Origin of the sequence: Pseudomonas sp. TH08, from assembly GCF_016651275.1 — a bacterium.
Taxonomy (GTDB): Bacteria; Pseudomonadota; Gammaproteobacteria; order Pseudomonadales; family Pseudomonadaceae; genus Aquipseudomonas.
Genome location: NZ_JAEKEE010000002.1, coordinates 353304 through 370072, shown reverse-complemented (window position 1 = coordinate 370072; position 16769 = coordinate 353304). Strand labels below are relative to the sequence as shown.

At 58.1% G+C, this 16769-nt stretch carries 11 protein-coding genes and 3 pseudogenes; 9 read left to right on the top strand and 5 right to left on the bottom strand.

The window, feature by feature from the left end; translation table 11 throughout:
• Positions 1–596: 596 nt before the first annotated feature.
• Both JFT91_RS30155 and JFT91_RS30150 read left to right on the top strand, forming a co-directional pair.
• A pseudogene (locus JFT91_RS30155) lies at positions 597–713 on the top strand (hypothetical protein); the annotation flags it as partial.
• Positions 714–833: 120 nt separating this feature from the next.
• On the top strand, positions 834–1232 hold the full coding sequence (locus JFT91_RS30150; RefSeq protein ID WP_242489258.1) for a hypothetical protein: 399 nt from the start codon (positions 834–836) through the stop codon (positions 1230–1232).
• Between the two features lie 168 nt (positions 1233–1400).
• On the opposite strand, the gene JFT91_RS11355 is transcribed toward JFT91_RS30150, so the two are convergent.
• Positions 1401–4295, bottom strand: a complete 2895-nt coding sequence (locus JFT91_RS11355) for a ribonucleoside-diphosphate reductase subunit alpha (protein ID WP_201231089.1) — start codon at positions 4293–4295, stop codon at positions 1401–1403.
• A 757-nt stretch (positions 4296–5052) separates the two neighbouring features.
• Here JFT91_RS11355 and JFT91_RS11350 point away from each other — a divergent pair.
• Complete coding sequence (locus tag JFT91_RS11350) at positions 5053–5775, top strand: response regulator (protein WP_201232430.1); 723 nt, start codon at positions 5053–5055, stop codon at positions 5773–5775.
• Positions 5772–7382 (top strand): ATP-binding protein, encoded by a 1611-nt coding sequence (locus JFT91_RS11345; RefSeq protein WP_201232429.1) that lies wholly within the window; start codon positions 5772–5774, stop codon positions 7380–7382. Before JFT91_RS11350 ends, JFT91_RS11345 begins: the two co-directional genes overlap by 4 nt.
• A 115-nt stretch (positions 7383–7497) precedes the next feature.
• Here JFT91_RS11345 and JFT91_RS11340 read toward each other — a convergent pair whose 3' ends face one another.
• Together JFT91_RS11340 and JFT91_RS11335 are read right to left on the bottom strand one after the other, a co-directional pair.
• Positions 7498–8223, bottom strand: a complete 726-nt coding sequence (locus JFT91_RS11340; protein WP_201232428.1) for a 4'-phosphopantetheinyl transferase family protein — start codon at positions 8221–8223, stop codon at positions 7498–7500.
• A gap of 206 nt (positions 8224–8429) precedes the next feature.
• Entirely contained in the window at positions 8430–9221 is a 792-nt protein-coding gene (locus JFT91_RS11335; RefSeq protein ID WP_201232427.1) for a dienelactone hydrolase family protein, read from the bottom strand.
• Positions 9222–9363: 142 nt separating this feature from the next.
• Between JFT91_RS11335 and JFT91_RS11330 the strand changes: the two genes are divergently transcribed.
• The 3 genes and pseudogenes from JFT91_RS11330 (at position 9364) to JFT91_RS11320 (ending at position 12146) form a co-directional block, all read left to right on the top strand.
• The gene (locus JFT91_RS11330; RefSeq protein ID WP_201231084.1) at positions 9364–9969 is read left to right on the top strand and encodes a hypothetical protein; all 606 of its coding nucleotides are present in this window, start codon (positions 9364–9366) and stop codon (positions 9967–9969) included.
• A gap of 157 nt (positions 9970–10126) precedes the next feature.
• A complete protein-coding gene (locus JFT91_RS11325; RefSeq protein ID WP_201231083.1) occupies positions 10127–10804 on the top strand; it encodes a response regulator transcription factor in 678 nt (225 codons plus the stop codon).
• Positions 10801–12146, top strand: a pseudogene (locus JFT91_RS11320) (ATP-binding protein). Before JFT91_RS11325 ends, JFT91_RS11320 begins: the two are co-directional and overlap by 4 nt.
• Before the next feature lie 964 nt (positions 12147–13110).
• Here JFT91_RS11320 and JFT91_RS11315 read toward each other — a convergent pair.
• Positions 13111–13248 (bottom strand): annotated as a pseudogene (locus tag JFT91_RS11315) (helix-turn-helix domain-containing protein); the annotation flags it as partial.
• 356 nt (positions 13249–13604) lie between these two features.
• Here JFT91_RS11315 and JFT91_RS11310 point away from each other — a divergent pair.
• Positions 13605–13904: an immunoglobulin domain-containing protein gene (locus JFT91_RS11310; RefSeq protein WP_201232425.1), complete on the top strand. Its 300-nt coding sequence runs from the start codon at positions 13605–13607 to the stop codon at positions 13902–13904.
• A gap of 119 nt (positions 13905–14023) precedes the next feature.
• Here the strand turns inward: JFT91_RS11310 and JFT91_RS30145 are convergent, their stop codons facing one another.
• The gene (locus JFT91_RS30145; RefSeq protein WP_201232424.1) at positions 14024–15022 is read right to left on the bottom strand and encodes an AraC family transcriptional regulator; all 999 of its coding nucleotides are present in this window, start codon (positions 15020–15022) and stop codon (positions 14024–14026) included.
• A gap of 353 nt (positions 15023–15375) precedes the next feature.
• Between JFT91_RS30145 and JFT91_RS11300 the strand changes: the two genes are divergently transcribed.
• A complete protein-coding gene (locus JFT91_RS11300; protein ID WP_201231080.1) occupies positions 15376–16710 on the top strand; it encodes a dicarboxylate/amino acid:cation symporter in 1335 nt (444 codons plus the stop codon).
• Positions 16711–16769 lie beyond the last annotated feature (59 nt).

The window sequence follows — 16769 nt, the reverse complement described above, 5'->3', positions numbered from 1 at the left end:
TTTATTGGTGGCAATGGTTTTGACGTCGCCAGCTATATCGACAGCCCAATCGGTGTGACGATCAACGCCAAGACTGGCGTGAATTCCGGCATCGCCTTGGGTGATACGTATGTCGGTATCGAGCAAATTCGGGGATCGAATTCCGGCGATATCTTCGTCGGTGGGCTGGGTGCAGATAATTTCGACGGGAGTGGCGGCATCGACATCCTCAGCTTTGCGAGTGAGACATCCGGGGTCACGCTGGACTTGAGTCCAACAGTGCTTACCGGTATTGCTGCGGGCGACGTCTACACCTCGATCGAGGCGTTCCAGGGCACAAGTTATGCCGACACTTTTACCGGCAGTGCCAGAACTGCCGAGAGCTTCATTGGCGGCGGCGGTGCGGATACCTTGACCGGTGTGGGTCGAGGTGATGGCGCCTGGTACTTCAATAGTTCCGATGCAGTGCAGATCAATCTTTTGACAGGTTCCGTCGCCGGCGGCGATGCCCAAGGTGATGTGCTCATCAATATCGATAACCTGATCGGTTCGGCGTTCAATGACACCTTGACCGGTAACGCCTACGCCAACCTGTTGGAAGGGGAGACGGTAACGACATCCTGTATGGCGGTGATGGCAACGACACTCTGTACGGTCATGGCTTCACGGATATCAGCGCTCTGGCCGTATCTGTCTCGACGGAAAACCAGGCCGACACCATTTATGGCGGCAACGGCGATGATTACATCATGGGATATGTGCGCGACGTGGGGTCGGTCTTCTATGGTGAAGCCGGTAATGACAACATCACGGTCTTTTCAGGCATTGCCAACGGGGGCGACGGTAACGATACGTTGACGGGCTCAGGTCATGGCTATGAACTGCATGGCGGGGCGGGTGCGGACAAGCTGTACCTGAATGCTTCCGGTGACGCTTATGGTGGCGAGGGCAGCGATGCCTATTTCGTGTCTTCCAAAACCATGGTTGCGATTTCCGATGACGGCACCACAGGCATCGATATCGTCACCCTGAAAAACATCCAGAGTTTCAATGATGTCCGCATCATGACAAACGACCAAGGCGTCTACATCTTCAATGCTGCAGACGTGCAGAATGGCAACCTGGACTCCGGTCTGTTCCTGAAGGATTGGAACAAGGGCGCCAACACCATTGAAACCTTCTACACCAACAACGGCGATTCCTTCACCATTCCGGTGGTAGGGCAGGCAATGACCGAGTCCTTGATGGGCTGACGCAGGTTGCAACATTAAAACGGCGGGGCCCGTAATCAGGGCTTCGCCGTTTTTTAAGTCTGTGGTTTTTCTCAGGCCAAAGAAAACCCCCGACAAACCACAAGTCTGTCGGGGGTTTCTTTTGCCTGGAAAGCATCAAGCGTCTTGCAACGCCTGACTCAGCTCAGCTTATTGGCAAGCTTCGCAATCCGGCTCGTCGATCGCGCAAGCCTTTGGCACTGGTGCCGGACCGGCTGGAGCAGCCAATACCGAATCGTCGCCGTGGTTGCCGCCGCTGGATACAGCGTTCAGCTTGCCGGTGTTGATGGTCGACTTCTCGGTGCTGGTCGCGGCCAGGGCACGGAGGTAGTAAGTGGTTTTCAGACCACGGTACCAAGCCATGCGGTAGGTCACGTCGAGCTTCTTGCCCGATGCACCGGCGATGTACAGGTTCAGCGACTGGGCCTGGTCGATCCACTTCTGACGACGGCTGGCCGCGTCAACGATCCACTTGGTGTCCACTTCGAAGGCAGTCGCGTAGAGCTCTTTGAGTTCTTGCGGGATGCGCTCGATCTGCTGAACCGAACCGTCGTAGTACTTCAGGTCGTTGATCATGACCGAGTCCCACAGACCGCGAGCCTTGAGGTCGCGAACCAGGTACGGGTTGATCACGGTGAATTCGCCCGACAGGTTCGATTTCACATACAGGTTCTGGTAGGTCGGTTCGATCGACTGCGATACGCCAGTGATGTTGGCGATGGTCGCGGTCGGTGCGATGGCCATGATGTTGGAGTTACGAATGCCTTTCTGTACACGGGCGCGAACCGGTGCCCAGTCCAGGGATTCGTTCAGGTCAACGTCGATGTACTTCTGGCCACGTTGCTCGATCAGGATCTGTTGCGAATCCAGTGGCAGGATGCCTTTGGACCACAGCGAACCCTGGAACGTCTCGTACGCGCCGCGCTCGTCGGCCAGGTCGCAGGAGGCCTGGATCGCGTAGTAGCTGACCGCTTCCATCGACTTGTCGGCGAACTCGACGGCAGCGTCGGAACCGTAAGGGATGTGCTGCAGGTACAAAGCGTCCTGGAAGCCCATGATGCCCAGACCGACCGGACGGTGCTTGAAGTTGGAATTCTTCGCTTGTGGCACCGAGTAGTAGTTGATGTCGATAACGTTATCGAGCATGCGAACGGCGGTGTTCACGGTGCGTTCCAGCTTGGCGGTGTCCAGCTTGCCGTTGACGATGTGGTTCGGCAGGTTGATCGAGCCCAGGTTGCAAACGGCGATCTCGTCCTTGTTGGTGTTCAAGGTGATCTCGGTGCACAGGTTCGAGCTGTGAACCACGCCGACGTGCTGCTGCGGGCTACGCAGGTTGCACGGATCTTTGAAGGTCAGCCATGGGTGGCCGGTTTCAAACAGCATGGAAAGCATTTTGCGCCACAGGTCTTTGGCCTGGATGGTCTTGAACAGCTTGATCTTGCCCGGGTACTCGGACAGGGCTTCGTAGTACTCGTAGCGCTCTTCGAAGGCTTTACCGGTCAGGTCGTGCAGGTCCGGTACTTCGGATGGCGAGAACAGGGTCCATTTGCCGTCATCGAAGACACGCTTCATGAACAGGTCAGGGATCCAGTTGGCAGTGTTCATGTCGTGGGTACGACGACGATCATCACCGGTGTTCTTGCGCAGTTCGATGAACTCTTCGATGTCCATGTGCCAGGTTTCCAGGTAGGCACAGACAGCGCCTTTGCGCTTGCCACCCTGGTTAACGGCTACAGCGGTGTCGTTCACTACTTTGAGGAACGGAACCACGCCTTGCGACTTGCCGTTGGTGCCTTTGATGTACGAACCCAGTGCACGCACCGGCGTCCAGTCGTTGCCCAGGCCACCAGCGAATTTCGACAACATGGCGTTGTCGTGGATCGCGTGATAGATGCCCGACAGGTCATCCGGCACGGTGGTCAGGTAGCAGCTCGACAGCTGTGGACGCAGGGTACCGGCGTTGAACAGGGTCGGCGTCGACGACATGTAGTCGAAGGACGACAGCAGGTTGTAGAACTCGATCGCACGATCTTCTTTGTTCTTCTCTTCGATTGCCAGGCCCATGGCCACGCGCATGAAGAAGATCTGCGGCAGTTCGAAACGAATACCATCCTTGTGGATGAAGTAACGGTCGTACAGGGTCTGCAGGCCCAGGTAGGTGAATTGCTGATCGCGCTCGTGGTTGATCGCCTTGCCCAGTTTTTCCAGGTCGAAGGTGGCCAGCACAGGGTTCAGCAGTTCGAACTCGATACCTTTGGCGATGTAGGCCGGCAGTGCCTTGGCGTACATGTCGACCATTTCGTGGTGAGTGGCGCTCTCGGCCACGCCAAGGAAGCCCAGGCCTTCGGCACGCAGGGTGTCCATCAGCAGGCGGGCGGTGACGAACGAGTAGTTCGGCTCACGCTCAACCAGAGTGCGCGCGGTCATCACCAGCGCGGTGTTGACGTCGGTCAGGGCCACGCCGTCGTACAGGTTCTTCAGGGTTTCGCGCTGGATCAGGTCGCCGTCGACTTCTTCCAGACCTTCGCAGGCTTCGGTAACGATGGTGTTCAGGCGGCCCATGTCCAGCGGCGCCAGGCTACCGTCGGCACGAGTGATACGGATCGACGGGTGAGCGTTGACCGCTTCGGCAGCCGGGGCGTGAGCGGCGCGTTCTTTCGAACGACCGTCGCGATAGATCACGTAGTCGCGAGCGACTTTCTGCTCGCCGGCACGCATCAGGGCCAGTTCGACCTGGTCCTGGATTTCTTCGATGTGGATGGTGCCGCCCGAAGGCATGCGACGCTTGAAGGTCGCGGTGACTTGTTCGGTCAGGCGCGCAACGGTGTCGTGGATTCGCGACGAAGCGGCAGCGGTGCCGCCCTCAACTGCGAGAAACGCTTTGGTGATAGCGACGGTGATCTTGTCATCGGTGTAAGGAACGACAGTGCCATTGCGCTTGATCACGCGCAGTTGACCAGGCGCGGTGGCTGCCAGATCCGAATTCGAATCGGCGGCCTGCGGCAAGGTGCCCTGCGGGTTCTCGCGAGTTGTGTCGGTTTGCATGGGTGTCTCCACGTTCTCTATGTTTGTTTGGGCACCATCACGGTGCCCACCGTTCCGTCCTGAAGCACTACAACCGGCACGCGCCGGGTATAACGACTTCGGGACAGTTCAGGAAGGGGCCTTGTGGGCGCCGCTTCCATGCCGAAGTCTTCGGTGCACGCGATACGCGTGAAACCGCATTCCTTTCGGGGAGCAGTTTCGGACTGCAACACCCGTACCGTTATCGTCGCGTACGACGGAAAAACGGTAGCCATCCGCAGGCGCGGTTTGGGCTTGTGAAAATACGTTTGGTTCAACCCGACAATGGCAATTAAAAGCCTTGAATTCACTGTCCGGTTTGTGTTTGGTTTTTTGCACAAAACCCTACATGTAGGGTTTTTTAGAGCGCGGGCTACAAGATAATGCGTTTTGGGGGCGAATTGCAACGGACAGCCTGTGGATAACCCTGTGCGTAAATTGTGGGTGAAACAGGGAATTCCCGTGTAGGCCGCGGACCTGCTGAGCTAGACCGTTTGTCACTGTTTTTTCGCCTGGAAAAACGCTTCAGCGGATTTTTAAGGGCGCGAACCCTATCACAAAAAAGCGCCTTGTCCGAACGCATTTACCGACTTGTGTTCTGGCTGTACGCCGTTTATACAATCGGGCCATGTGAACGCATTTTTATCCTCCCGAAACATGACAAAAAGACGGGAGGCATACCGTGTCTGGCGGGCAATCGTCTCCTTTATCAATAAAAAATAGAAAGCAGAGGTCACCGGTGGAGCAACAAGCCTGGCAGGTATTGATCGTCGAGGATGACCAGCGACTGGCCGAACTCACGCGCGACTACCTGCAAGCCAATGGACTGCGTGTGGAAATCGAAGGCAACGGTGCGCTGGCGGCGGCGCGGATCATCAAGGAGCAGCCGGATCTGGTGATCCTCGATCTAATGTTGCCCGGCGAAGATGGCCTGAGCATCTGCCGCAAGGTGCGCGACCACTACGACGGGCCGATTCTGATGCTCACCGCGCGCACGGATGATGCCGACCAGATTCAGGGCCTCGACCTTGGTGCCGACGATTACGTCTGCAAACCGGTGCGCCCACGACTGTTGCTGGCGCGAATTCAAGCGTTGCTGCGACGCAGTGACACAGCCGAGCCGGTCGTGGAAAAATCCCGTCGTCTGCAATTCGGCCCGCTGCTGGTCGACAACGCTTTGCGCGAAGCCTGGCTGAGCGACAACAGCATCGAACTGACCAGTGCCGAATTCGATCTGCTCTGGCTGCTGGTTGCCAACGCCGGGCGCATTTTGTCCCGCGAGGAAATCTTCACCGCACTGCGCGGCATCGGCTACGACGGTCAGGATCGCTCCATCGACGTACGCATCTCGCGCATCCGCCCGAAAATTGGCGACGACCCCGACCATCCGCGCCTGATCAAGACTATCCGCAGCAAAGGTTATCTGTTCGTGCCGGAAGCCTGCGCAGACCTGGCGCTGTGAACTCGATCTTTCTGCGCATCTACGGCGGCATGTGCGCAGCGCTGATTCTGGTGGCGGTGCTCGGCGTGCTGGCGCTGAACCTGCTCAACCAAGTCCGCAGCGAGCAATACCGCGAGCGTCTGGCCCATGGCACGTTCTCGCTGATGGCCGACAATCTGCAACCGATGAACGACACTGAACGTCATCGCGCGTTGCTGGTGTGGGAGCGTCTGTTGGGGATCCCGTTGGCGCTGAACAAATTCAACGAAACCAATCTCGATCTGACTCAGCGCACCCGTGTGCAGCGCGGCCAGGCGCTGGTCGAGCAGACCGGGCCGCATGCGGCAAAGGTTTATCGATTGGTCAGTGACAAAGAGCAACTGGTGCTGACCGGCGAGGTGCAGCAGATCAGTGAACAACTGGCCCGTGCGACGATTTACCTGTTGGCCGACGAACTGGTGCGCGTGCCGGTTGGCGAGCAGCCCAAGCGCTTGGCGCAATTAAAGGAAGACAAAGGCTTCGGTTTCGACCTGCGACTGGTCACGGTGAATGACGCCGATATGGATGAAGATCAAAGTCGTCGCGTGTCCGAGGGCGATACGGTAATGGCGCTGGGCAAGGGCGGTGATTCGATCCGGGTGTTTGCCGGCATGGTCGGTACGCCGTGGGTCCTGGAAATCGGGCCGCTGTATCAGATGAATCCGTATCCGCCGGAGTGGCTGGTGTTGATCGCCGCGCTGGGGCTGAGCTTGATCGGCCTCATCGTTTATTTGCTGGTGCGTCAGCTCGAACGGCGGTTGCGCGGTCTTGAAGCGGCGGCCACACGAATCGCCAAGGGTAGCCTGGAAACCCGCGTGCCGGCGCGCGGTGCCGACTCGGTCGGGCGCCTGGCGTCGGCGTTCAATGGCATGGCCGAGCACTTGCAGCAGTTGCTTGCGATCCAGCGTGAACTGGTGCGGGCGGTGTCCCATGAACTGCGTACGCCAGTGGCGCGTCTGCGTTTCGGCCTGGAGATGATCGGCTCGGCGACCACCCCGCAAGCGCTGGAAAAGTACCGTGAAGGCATGGATCACGACATCGAGGACCTCGATAAGCTGGTCGATGAAATGCTTACTTATGCGCGGCTGGAACAGGGTTCGCCAGCGCTGACGTTCCAGCGCATCGACCTTGATGCACTGGTCAATCAAGTGATCGAGGAGCTGGCGCCGTTGCGCGCCGAGGTCACCGTGCAGCGAGGGCTGTGTTTGTCCGCCGCCGATAACGACGATGCCTGGGTCGAAGCCGAGCCGCGATATCTGCACCGCGCGCTGCAGAACCTGGTGGGCAACGCGATGCGCCATGCGCATTCGAAAGTGACGGTGAGTTATCAGGTCGGCCAATTGCGCTGTCGGGTCGACGTCGAGGATGACGGGCCGGGTGTGCCGGAAGTGGCGTGGGAGCGGATTTTTACGCCGTTTCTGCGTCTGGACGACAGTCGTACGCGGGCGTCTGGCGGGCATGGCCTGGGGTTGTCGATTGTGCGGCGGATCATCCATTGGCATGACGGCCGGGCGATCATCGGCAAGAGCAAGAGCCTGGGTGGGGCGTGCTTCAGTCTGAGCTGGCCGCGCAATCAGGAGCGCCGTTGAGATATGTGGTGGCGGGGCTGGCCTCTTCGCGAGCAGGCTCGCTCCCACAAGGGAACGTATTTCAATGTGGGAGCGAGCCTGCTCGCGAAGCGGTCTTAACAGACGCTGAATGATTTCAGGCGTGGATGCTGACCAGACTCAACAACTGCCCGTCCTGAACCCCGAACTGCGCCTCCAGTTCTGTGCCGTTACGCCATTCGGCAGACAAGTCCGTCAACAGGCGCAATCTCACCTCTCCGGCCGCCGTCCACTCCAGTACTTCAGCATGCTCGAAATAAAAGCGCTTCTGCACTATCGGGTACAGCGCCTTGAACAAACTCTCTTTCACTGAAAACGTCAGCGTGACCCACAACGCCAGTTGATCCCGCGAGCCCGCAGACATGCGCTGCATTTCTGCCGGTGTAAGAATTTCCCCCGCCAGGCGCTCGGCACGTTCGGCGTTGAGCAGGTTCTCAAGATCCATACCCAGGCCGCGCCAGTGCTGCTTATTGGCAACAATCGCCGCCGCCCGACCGGTGCTGTGGGTGATCGAACCGCAGATATGCGCCGGCCATACCGGCGCACGATCTTCGCCAATCGCCGGCACCACGTCCGAGCCTTCCAATTGCAGCAACGCGGCGCGGGCGCAGATCCGCCCGGCGAGGAATTCTGCCTGACGCTTGGCCACTGAACGCTGAATGCTTGGCGGTGCAACGACGGCGCTGCGCTGAAAGTCATCGCCGAGCAGTCGGGACGGATCGAAATGGGTGCTGAACAGCACGGTATCAGGCAACACCGTCGGCAACGGCCAATGGCTGTCGAGCGCGGTGCAGCAGGCGGGCAGGGCGGGGGTGAGATTCATGGCGGGCATTTTGCCGGTTAGCACAGGGAAGGGGTAGAGCAGATACCGCTTTTGTGGCGAGGGAGCTTGCTCCCGCTGGCGCGCGGAGCGGCCCCGAAAACTGCGATTCAGGTCTGTCAGGTAGACCTGATCGGCCGGTTTTGCGACGGCTTCGCCGTCGAGCGGGAGCAAGCTCCCTCGCCACAGGTAAGTCATGCAGTCTCTGATCAGCTGAAGATTTTCTCGAAGAACGCTTTCATGTCCGCCCAGGACTTTTCATCCGCCGCCTTGTTGTACCCGATGTCCGGGCCACCGTGTTCGCCATGGCTCAAGCGATCAGCGTCCGGGTTGGTAAAGCCGTGCTTGGCGCCATCCAGACTGACGAACTTATAGTCGGCACCCGCTTTGTCCATTTCACTCTTGAACGCGGTGACGTTGTCCGGCGTCACCATGCTGTCCAGCGCACCGTGCTCGACCAGGATTTTCGCCTTCACACTGCCAGGCTTGGCTGGCGTGTTGGTCGCCAGCGCGCCATGGAAACTCACCACGCCCAACAGCGGCACACCCTGACGCGCAGCATTCAGCACCACACCACCGCCAAAGCAATAACCGATGGCCGCGAGTTTATTCACGTCGGTCTGCGGCTGTTTCTTCAACAGATCCAGCCCGGCCGCGAAGCGTTTACTGGCCGCGTCGGCATCCTTGTTCACCGCTTGCATGAACGCCATCGCATCTTTCGGGTGCTCGGTGTTCTTGCCTTCGCCATACATATCAATCGCCAGAGCGCTGTAGCCGAGTTCGGCGAGATCGCGTGCACGGCGCTTGGCGTAATCGTTCAGGCCCCACCATTCATGCACAACGACGATGCCCGGGCGCTTGCCCTTGATTGCGTCGTCATAGGCGTAATAACCGATCAGCTTCGTGCCATCGGCGCTCTGGTACGGGATTTCCTGGGTCTTGATCGCAGCTTGAGTGAGGCCGCTGACGGCCAGCAAGGTGAGGGCGAGAAACAAACGCATGGTGGGGTCTCCTGACAATAAAGGGTCAAAACAGCCTAGTTCATTTGATTCAGGTCAGGTTCAGAGAGTGTTCAGGGGCGGTACAGGGGAGGGTCAGTAACCTTGCGCCATACCCAAACAGCACTGTGAAAGAGGAAACTCAATGACTCGTTTAAACAAACTGCTGCTGGCTTTTACCCTGTTGGGCTCCAGCATCGCGGCCCACGCCGACACCACTTCGAACTTCGCCGGCCTGACGTTCGGCCAGACCAGCGACAAGGTTAAAAAGTCCAACGCGCTGAACGACAACCTCGACCACCCTAACGCTACTGGCGCGATTGACGGCAACAACACCTACGGTGTGCGCCTCGGCCAGCAAAACTCGCAAGGTCGCTACTACGCCACCTACGACAACGTGTCCGGTTCGCACAATGGCATTAAACTGCGTCAGGAAAACTTGCTGGGCAGCTACGATCTGTTCTATCCAGTAGGTGGCAGCACCAAACTGTTCGGCGGTGCGACTGCCGGTCTGACCAAGTTGACCCAGGACTCGCCAGGCTACAGCCGTGACAGCGACATCGGTTACGCGGTCGGTGGTCAATTCGGTGTGTTGCAGCAAGTCTCGCAAAACACCTCGGTGGAACTCGGTTACCGTTACCTGATGAGCAACGCCAGCACCGAGATGAAAGAAAGTGGCGGCAGCAAACAAGGCTCGCTGGATTTGAACAGCAGCGCGCAGACTTACCTGTCGGCTAACTACAATTTCTAAGGAGCGGTTCGCCTTAGCGAAATCATTGTAGGAGCAGAGCTTGCTGGCGAAGGCGCCGGATCAGTCGATATCCCACTGACTGATCCACCGCTTTCGCGAGCAAGCTTTGCTGCTGCAGGTGTGTTTTTGGAGATTCTGATTTACCCGGGAGAGTGTTATGAAACTGTTGGTCGTCGAAGATGAAGCGCTGTTGCGTCATCACCTGCAAACCCGGCTCACGGAGAGCGGTCACGTGGTCGAGTCCGTGGCCAATGCCGAAGAGGCGCTGTATCAGACCGGACAGTTCAACTTTGATCTGGCGGTGATCGATCTCGGTCTGCCGGGCATGGGCGGTCTCGACCTGATCCGCGAGTTGCGCAACGGCGGCAAGACCTTCCCGATCCTGATCCTCACCGCGCGCGGTAACTGGCAGGACAAGGTTGAAGGCCTCGCGGCTGGCGCCGACGACTATGTGGTGAAACCGTTCCAGTTCGAAGAACTCGATGCGCGCCTGAATGCGTTGCTGCGCCGCTCCAGCGGTTTCACCCAGTCGACTATCGTCGCGGGCCCGTTGCTGCTCGACCTCAATCGCAAACAGGCCACCCTCGACGAACAACCGCTGGCACTGACCGCTTACGAATACCGCATCCTCGAATACCTCATGCGTCACCACCAGCAAGTGGTGCCCAAGGATCGTTTGATGGAGCAGCTCTACCCGGACGACGACGAGCGCGATCCGAACGTCATCGAAGTGTTGGTCGGCCGCCTGCGCCGCAAACTCGAAGGGCCTGCCGGTTTCAAACCGATCGACACCGTGCGCGGCCTTGGCTACCTGTTCAATGAGCGCTGCACTTGATTCGTTCGCTTCGCGTCCGGCTGATGCTCGCCGCCACCACGTTGGCGGTGTTGTTCATGCTCGCCTTGCTCCCGGCGATGCAGGGCGCTTTCAGCCTCGCGTTGCAGGATTCGATCGAACAGCGTTTGGCCTCTGACGTCACCACGCTGATCTCTGCCGCGCGCATTGAAAACGGTCGACTGGTGATGCCCAACCAGCTACCGGATGAACGCTTCAATCTCACTGACTTCCGCTTGCTTGGTTACATCTACGACCGCGAAGGGCATCTGGTCTGGCGTTCGAAAGCCACCCAGGAAGAGCAGATCAATTACAAGCCGCGCTACGACGGCCTTGGCAACGAGTTCGCGCGGATCCGCGAGGCCAACGGTCAGGAATTCTTCGTCTATGACGTTGAAGTCAAACTGCTCGGCGGTAAAAGTGCGGCCTTCAGCATCGTCGCCCTGCAACCGGTGCGCGAGTACGAAAGCACCCTCGAAGGCCTGCGCGAGAATCTCTACCTGGGTTTCGGCGCGGCCTTGCTGGTTTTGCTGGCGCTGCTATGGATCGGCCTGACCTGGGGCCTCAAAGCCTTGCGTCGACTGAGTCAGGAACTCGACGAAATCGAAGGCGGCACCCGCGAAAGTCTCACCGAACAACACCCGCGTGAGCTGTTGCGCCTGACCGGCTCGCTCAACCGTTTGCTGCTCAGTGAGCGTCAGCAGCGCAGTCGTTATCGCGACTCGCTCGACGATCTCGCCCACAGCCTGAAAACCCCGTTGGCGGTGCTGCAAGGCGTCAGTGAGGACATGGCTCAACGCCCCGAAGATCGCGATCAGGCCTGGGTGCTGCAAAGTCAGATCGAGCGCATGAGCCAGCAGATCAGCTATCAACTGCAACGCGCGAGCTTGCGCAAAAGCGGTCTGGTGCGTCATCAGGTGCGCCTGCAACCCGTACTGAAAAGCCTCTGTGACACGCTGGACAAGGTCTACCGCGACAAACGCGTGCGCGTGGCGTTTGATCTGCCCGAGCATTGCTACGTGCCGATCGAGCAGGGTGCGTTGCTGGAGATGATGGGTAACTTGCTGGAGAACGCTTATCGGCTATGTCTGGGTGAGGTGCGGATCAGTGTGCGTGAGAGCCTTGCCGGGATTGAGTTGTGTGTTGAGGATGATGGGCCGGGGGTGCCGCCGGATCAGCGGGCGCGGATTCTGGAGCGTGGGGAGCGGCTGGATCGGCAGCATCCGGGGCAGGGGATCGGGTTGGCTGTGGTCAAGGACATTATCGAGAGTTACAACGCGAAGTTGATGTTGGGGGATTCGCCTATGGGGGGGCTGCGTTTCGGATTCATTTTCCTGCGGTTTGAGGGGGGCTGGGTTTTGGGGGCTTATCCGTTGCTGCGGGTGTTGCTGATCAGGGTTCCGCCCTTACGGCGGGTCACCTTTTCCAAACGCCGAAAAGGTAACCCAAAAGGCTTACCCTGACGTACGGCCCTCGCTGGGGCTCGGGTTCCTTCGCTCCGGGATTGATCCGGGGGCATCGCCTACGGTTTGCTGCGCTGCACCTCCTCTCGATGCATTTGGCTGCGCCAAACGGTCGCTGCGCTCCCACCCCCGGATCAATCCCTCCACTCAGCCTGCCGACGGGCCTTCTAGATCAAGAGCTTTACTCGAGCTAACGCTCATTGTGTTGAGTGGGGCGGCATGCGCCGCGTTTGGGGGTGGACTCGTTTTTTGTGGCAGCGATGGCGGCCTGATAGCCGACCAGTCTCTAGCAGACTGCATACGATCCCATTGTAGGAGTGAGCCTGCTCGCGATGACGGCCTGACATCCGACCTGTTTCTGCCGGTTGTACTCCACCCCTGTGGGAGCTGGCTTGCCAGCGATGACGGCCTTACAGCCAATCAAGCTCTGGCCGCTGCACCCAGTCCCTGTAGGAGCTGCCGAAGGCTGCGATCTTTTGATCTGCTTTGGCTTTGCTGTTGCTCTTCAGCCCCTTCGGCAGGCCGAGCGGAGGTGTTCATCCGGGGGTTAGGCGCGCAGCGCCGTTTGGCGAAGCCAAACACATCGAGAGGAGGTGCAGCGCAGCAAACCGTAGGCGATGCCCCCGGATGGACACCGTAGCGAGGGAACACTGAGCCTAGGCGAAGTGCCGTACGCCGGGGCCAAGCCTTTTGGGTTACCTTTTCGGCGTCTGGAAAAGGTGACTCGCTGTAAGAGCGAAACCGCCAGAAACATCACCCGCAGCAACGGATATGCCCCCAATCCCCAAGAACCCAAAAAAACCAGACAAACAAAACCACTTCAGAGGGCGAGATCTCGAAGACACCTCACTGCTCCTGCGCCCGATAAGCCGCCGGCGTCACCCCCGTCCACTTCTTGAAAGCCCGATGAAACGCCTACGGCTCGGAAAACCCCAACTGCTCGGCAATCTGTTGCAACGACAAATTCGCCCGCTCCAGATGATACTTGATCTGCCGGAGCATTCTTATGTGTCGGTCAAGTAGGGAGCGCTGCTGCCGGTATTGCAGTTGGCGAGGCTGTTCTTATGGCAGGGCAATTTTTCAGGCGCCGTTCACGGATGGGTGACATGGTTTCGTATATGAACCAGTATCAATACTCTGTTGGGTTTTTTAGCCTTGGATAAGTGGTAGTTGCATGAGCATTAATATACGGAAGATAGTCGCTGTTCATTTTTCTAATACCTAAAAGTTCTAAAAAACTGTCAGTTATTACAGGTGCCAATTCTTTGGATTTTTTATATGGTTTTGCAACAGTAAACGAGATTGCTCAGAAAAATGATCAGGGTTAAAAGGAGCTCAAAATGTCGCAAATGCCGAAGTTCACGACAGTATTGGTTGGTGCTCAAGTAGCAGAAGGGAGACAGTTGCACTTAGAAGCGAAATTCACGCCACTCCAAGACGTTTCCATAAAAGTATCGTGGTTTAAAAATGGAGCACCACTTCAGGTGGGAAGTCGTATTTTGGCCGGCTTGTCGGCGGAATCTGGGTTTGTGTATCTTGATTCACGCGCCACCTTTCCAGAAGATGCCGGAACTTATGTTTGTCAAATAGAAAACAGCGCCGGCTCAGCTCAGACATCGTGCAACGTGATCGTTACCTAAGGTCCAGTAGGATAAAAAGTGTGGGGTGAGAGTAGAAGATACAGTCTTGATAAACATACCCAGTTCAATTTCTGCTTTCTTTGCAACAGTGCACATTGTTAGGCTTTTGACGTCAGGCCTCACTGCTCCTGCGCCCGATAAGCCCCCGGCGTCACCCCCGTCCACTTCTTGAAAGCTCGATGAAACGCCGACGGTTCGGAAAACCCCAACTGCTCGGCAATCTGCTGCAACGACAAATCCGCCCGCCCCAAATGATAAATGGCGATATCCCGCCGCAACTGATCCTTCAACTCCTGAAAACTGCTGCCTTCCTCACGCAAATGCCGACGCAACGTCTGCGGGCTGATATGCATATGCGCCGCCACAGCCTCAAGATCCGGCCAACTCGCACTGTCGCGGCTGAGCAAACGGCGCAAGCGGCTGGTCAGGCTGTCGCCATCGTCCGGGCGTGACAGCAAGTCGGCGGGGGAGCGTTCGAGGAAATGCTTGAGCGTGCGTTCGTCCTGTAACAACGGCATGTATAAATAACGGCTGTGAAACAGCAGGCTGCTCTGCTCGCTGACGAACATCATCGGGCAAGGGAACAGCAAATCGTATTCAGCCCCGTGCTCGGGGCGCGGATAGCTGAATGTCACCTGTTCCAGGCGAATCCGCTGGCCAATCAGCCAACTGCCAAGCCGATGCCAGATCACCAGCAAACTCTCGGTGAGAAAGTGATCCGGATCCCACAATTGCGAATCATCGAGGCTCAAACGCACCCATTCGTCTTCGCGGCTCAGGGTCAGGCGCGGGCCCTGCGGGAATAAGCTATAAAACAATAAACCACGTTGCAGAGCCTTCTCCAGATTGCGGCAGTGGATCGAGGCGTGGCACATCATCGCGAAGCTGCCGGGCTTGCTCGGTGCGTTGCCGAAACCCAGGTATTCATCGTCCAGCGCCAGCCACAGGCCTTGGATCAACTGAGTGAACTGTTCGGGCGCGAGGCGTGCGCGAGGCTCGTCGAGCAATTCCGGGTTGATGCCCAATTGCAGCAGCAGGCCCGAATAGTCGACCCCCAGGCGGCGTGCGCCACCGAGGGCGGCACGGGCGAAATGACTGGCGATGGTGCGTTCGCGCATAAGCGGCAAATCCTTCCTCTGGCGCCGGATGGTAGCCGGGGGCGGTATGAGCAACAAGGCGGATTTCCGCCAAATTGTAGGACGAGAAACGGCGAGTTGGCGGAAATCCGCCACATACAAGTCACCAAACGGTGACACTGAAAAGGCCTGCAGCCCTTGATGTCAAAAGGCTTGCTGCGAAATGCACCAAAGTGGCACGGCGTTTGCGATTAAAAGCGACAGAAGCGTGCGTTTATCCCGTCCGGAAAACGCCGCTCCAACAACAAATCCCTCCAGTGCAGGAGGGTTCGCAATTCAGGTTTCGCGGCGTAACAGATGGATGTTGCCACGCGGGGCTCTTGAGGAAACATGCAATGACGACTCGTCAGCCACTGTACAAATCCCTGTATTTCCAGGTGATCATCGCAATCATCATCGGTATCGCGCTCGGTCATTACTACCCGCAGTTCGGTGTGGCCGTAAAGCCGCTGGGTGACGGGTTCATCAAACTGATCAAAATGATCATCGCTCCAATCATCTTCTGCACCGTGGTCAGCGGCATCGCCGGCATGCAGAGCATGAAGTCTGTCGGCAAGACCGGTGGTTACGCACTCCTGTACTTCGAAATCGTCTCGACCATCGCTCTGCTGGTCGGTCTGGTCGTGGTCAACATCGTGCAGCCGGGCAACGGCATGCACATCGACGTTGCTACCCTCGATGCCTCGAAAGTCGCCTCCTACGTCGCAGCTGGCGCTGACCAGAGCGTTGTCGGCTTCCTGCTCAACGTGATCCCGACCACTATCGTCGGCGCGTTCGCTACGGGCGACATCCTGCAAGTGCTGATGTTCTCGGTGATCTTCGGTTTCGCCCTGCACCGCCTGGGTGCCTACGGCAAGCCGATCCTCGACTTCATCGATCGCTTCGCTCACGTGATGTTCAACATCATCAACATGATCATGAAGCTCGCGCCAATCGGTGCCTTCGGCGCGATGGCGTTCACCATCGGTGCCTACGGTGTCGGCTCGCTGGTGCAACTGGGTCAACTGATGATCTGCTTCTACATCACTTGCCTGTTGTTCGTGCTGATCGTGCTCGGCGGTATCGCCCGCGCTCATGGCTTCAGCGTACTGAAGATGATCCGCTACATCCGTGAAGAGCTGCTGATCGTCCTCGGCACCTCGTCGTCGGAATCGGTACTGCCACGCATGCTGATCAAGATGGAGCGTCTGGGCGCGAAGAAATCGGTAGTGGGTCTGGTGATCCCGACCGGTTACTCGTTTAACCTCGACGGTACCGCGATCTACCTGACCATGGCCGCCGTGTTCATTGCTCAGGCAACCGACACGCACATGGACATCACTCACCAGATCACTCTGCTGGTGGTGTTGCTGCTGTCCTCCAAAGGCGCAGCCGGTGTGACCGGTTCGGGCTTCATCGTGCTGGCAGCGACCCTGTCGGCGGTAGGTCATCTGCCGGTGGCCGGTCTGGCGCTGATCCTCGGTATCGACCGCTTCATGTCCGAAGCACGTGCGCTGACCAACCTGGTCGGTAACGCTGTGGCGACCATCGTGGTAGCCAAGTGGGTCAAAGAGCTGGACACCGACGTACTCGACGCCGAACTGGCTTCGGGTGGTCGCGGTATCGCTGATACCCGCCCTGAAGATGACCTGGGTGTGGCTGAAGGCCCAACCCCGAGCAGCGTCAAGTAAGTAAAAAACCGGCATCCCTGCGATGCCGGGTTATGAAGAGCCCTTGTGGTGAGGGGATT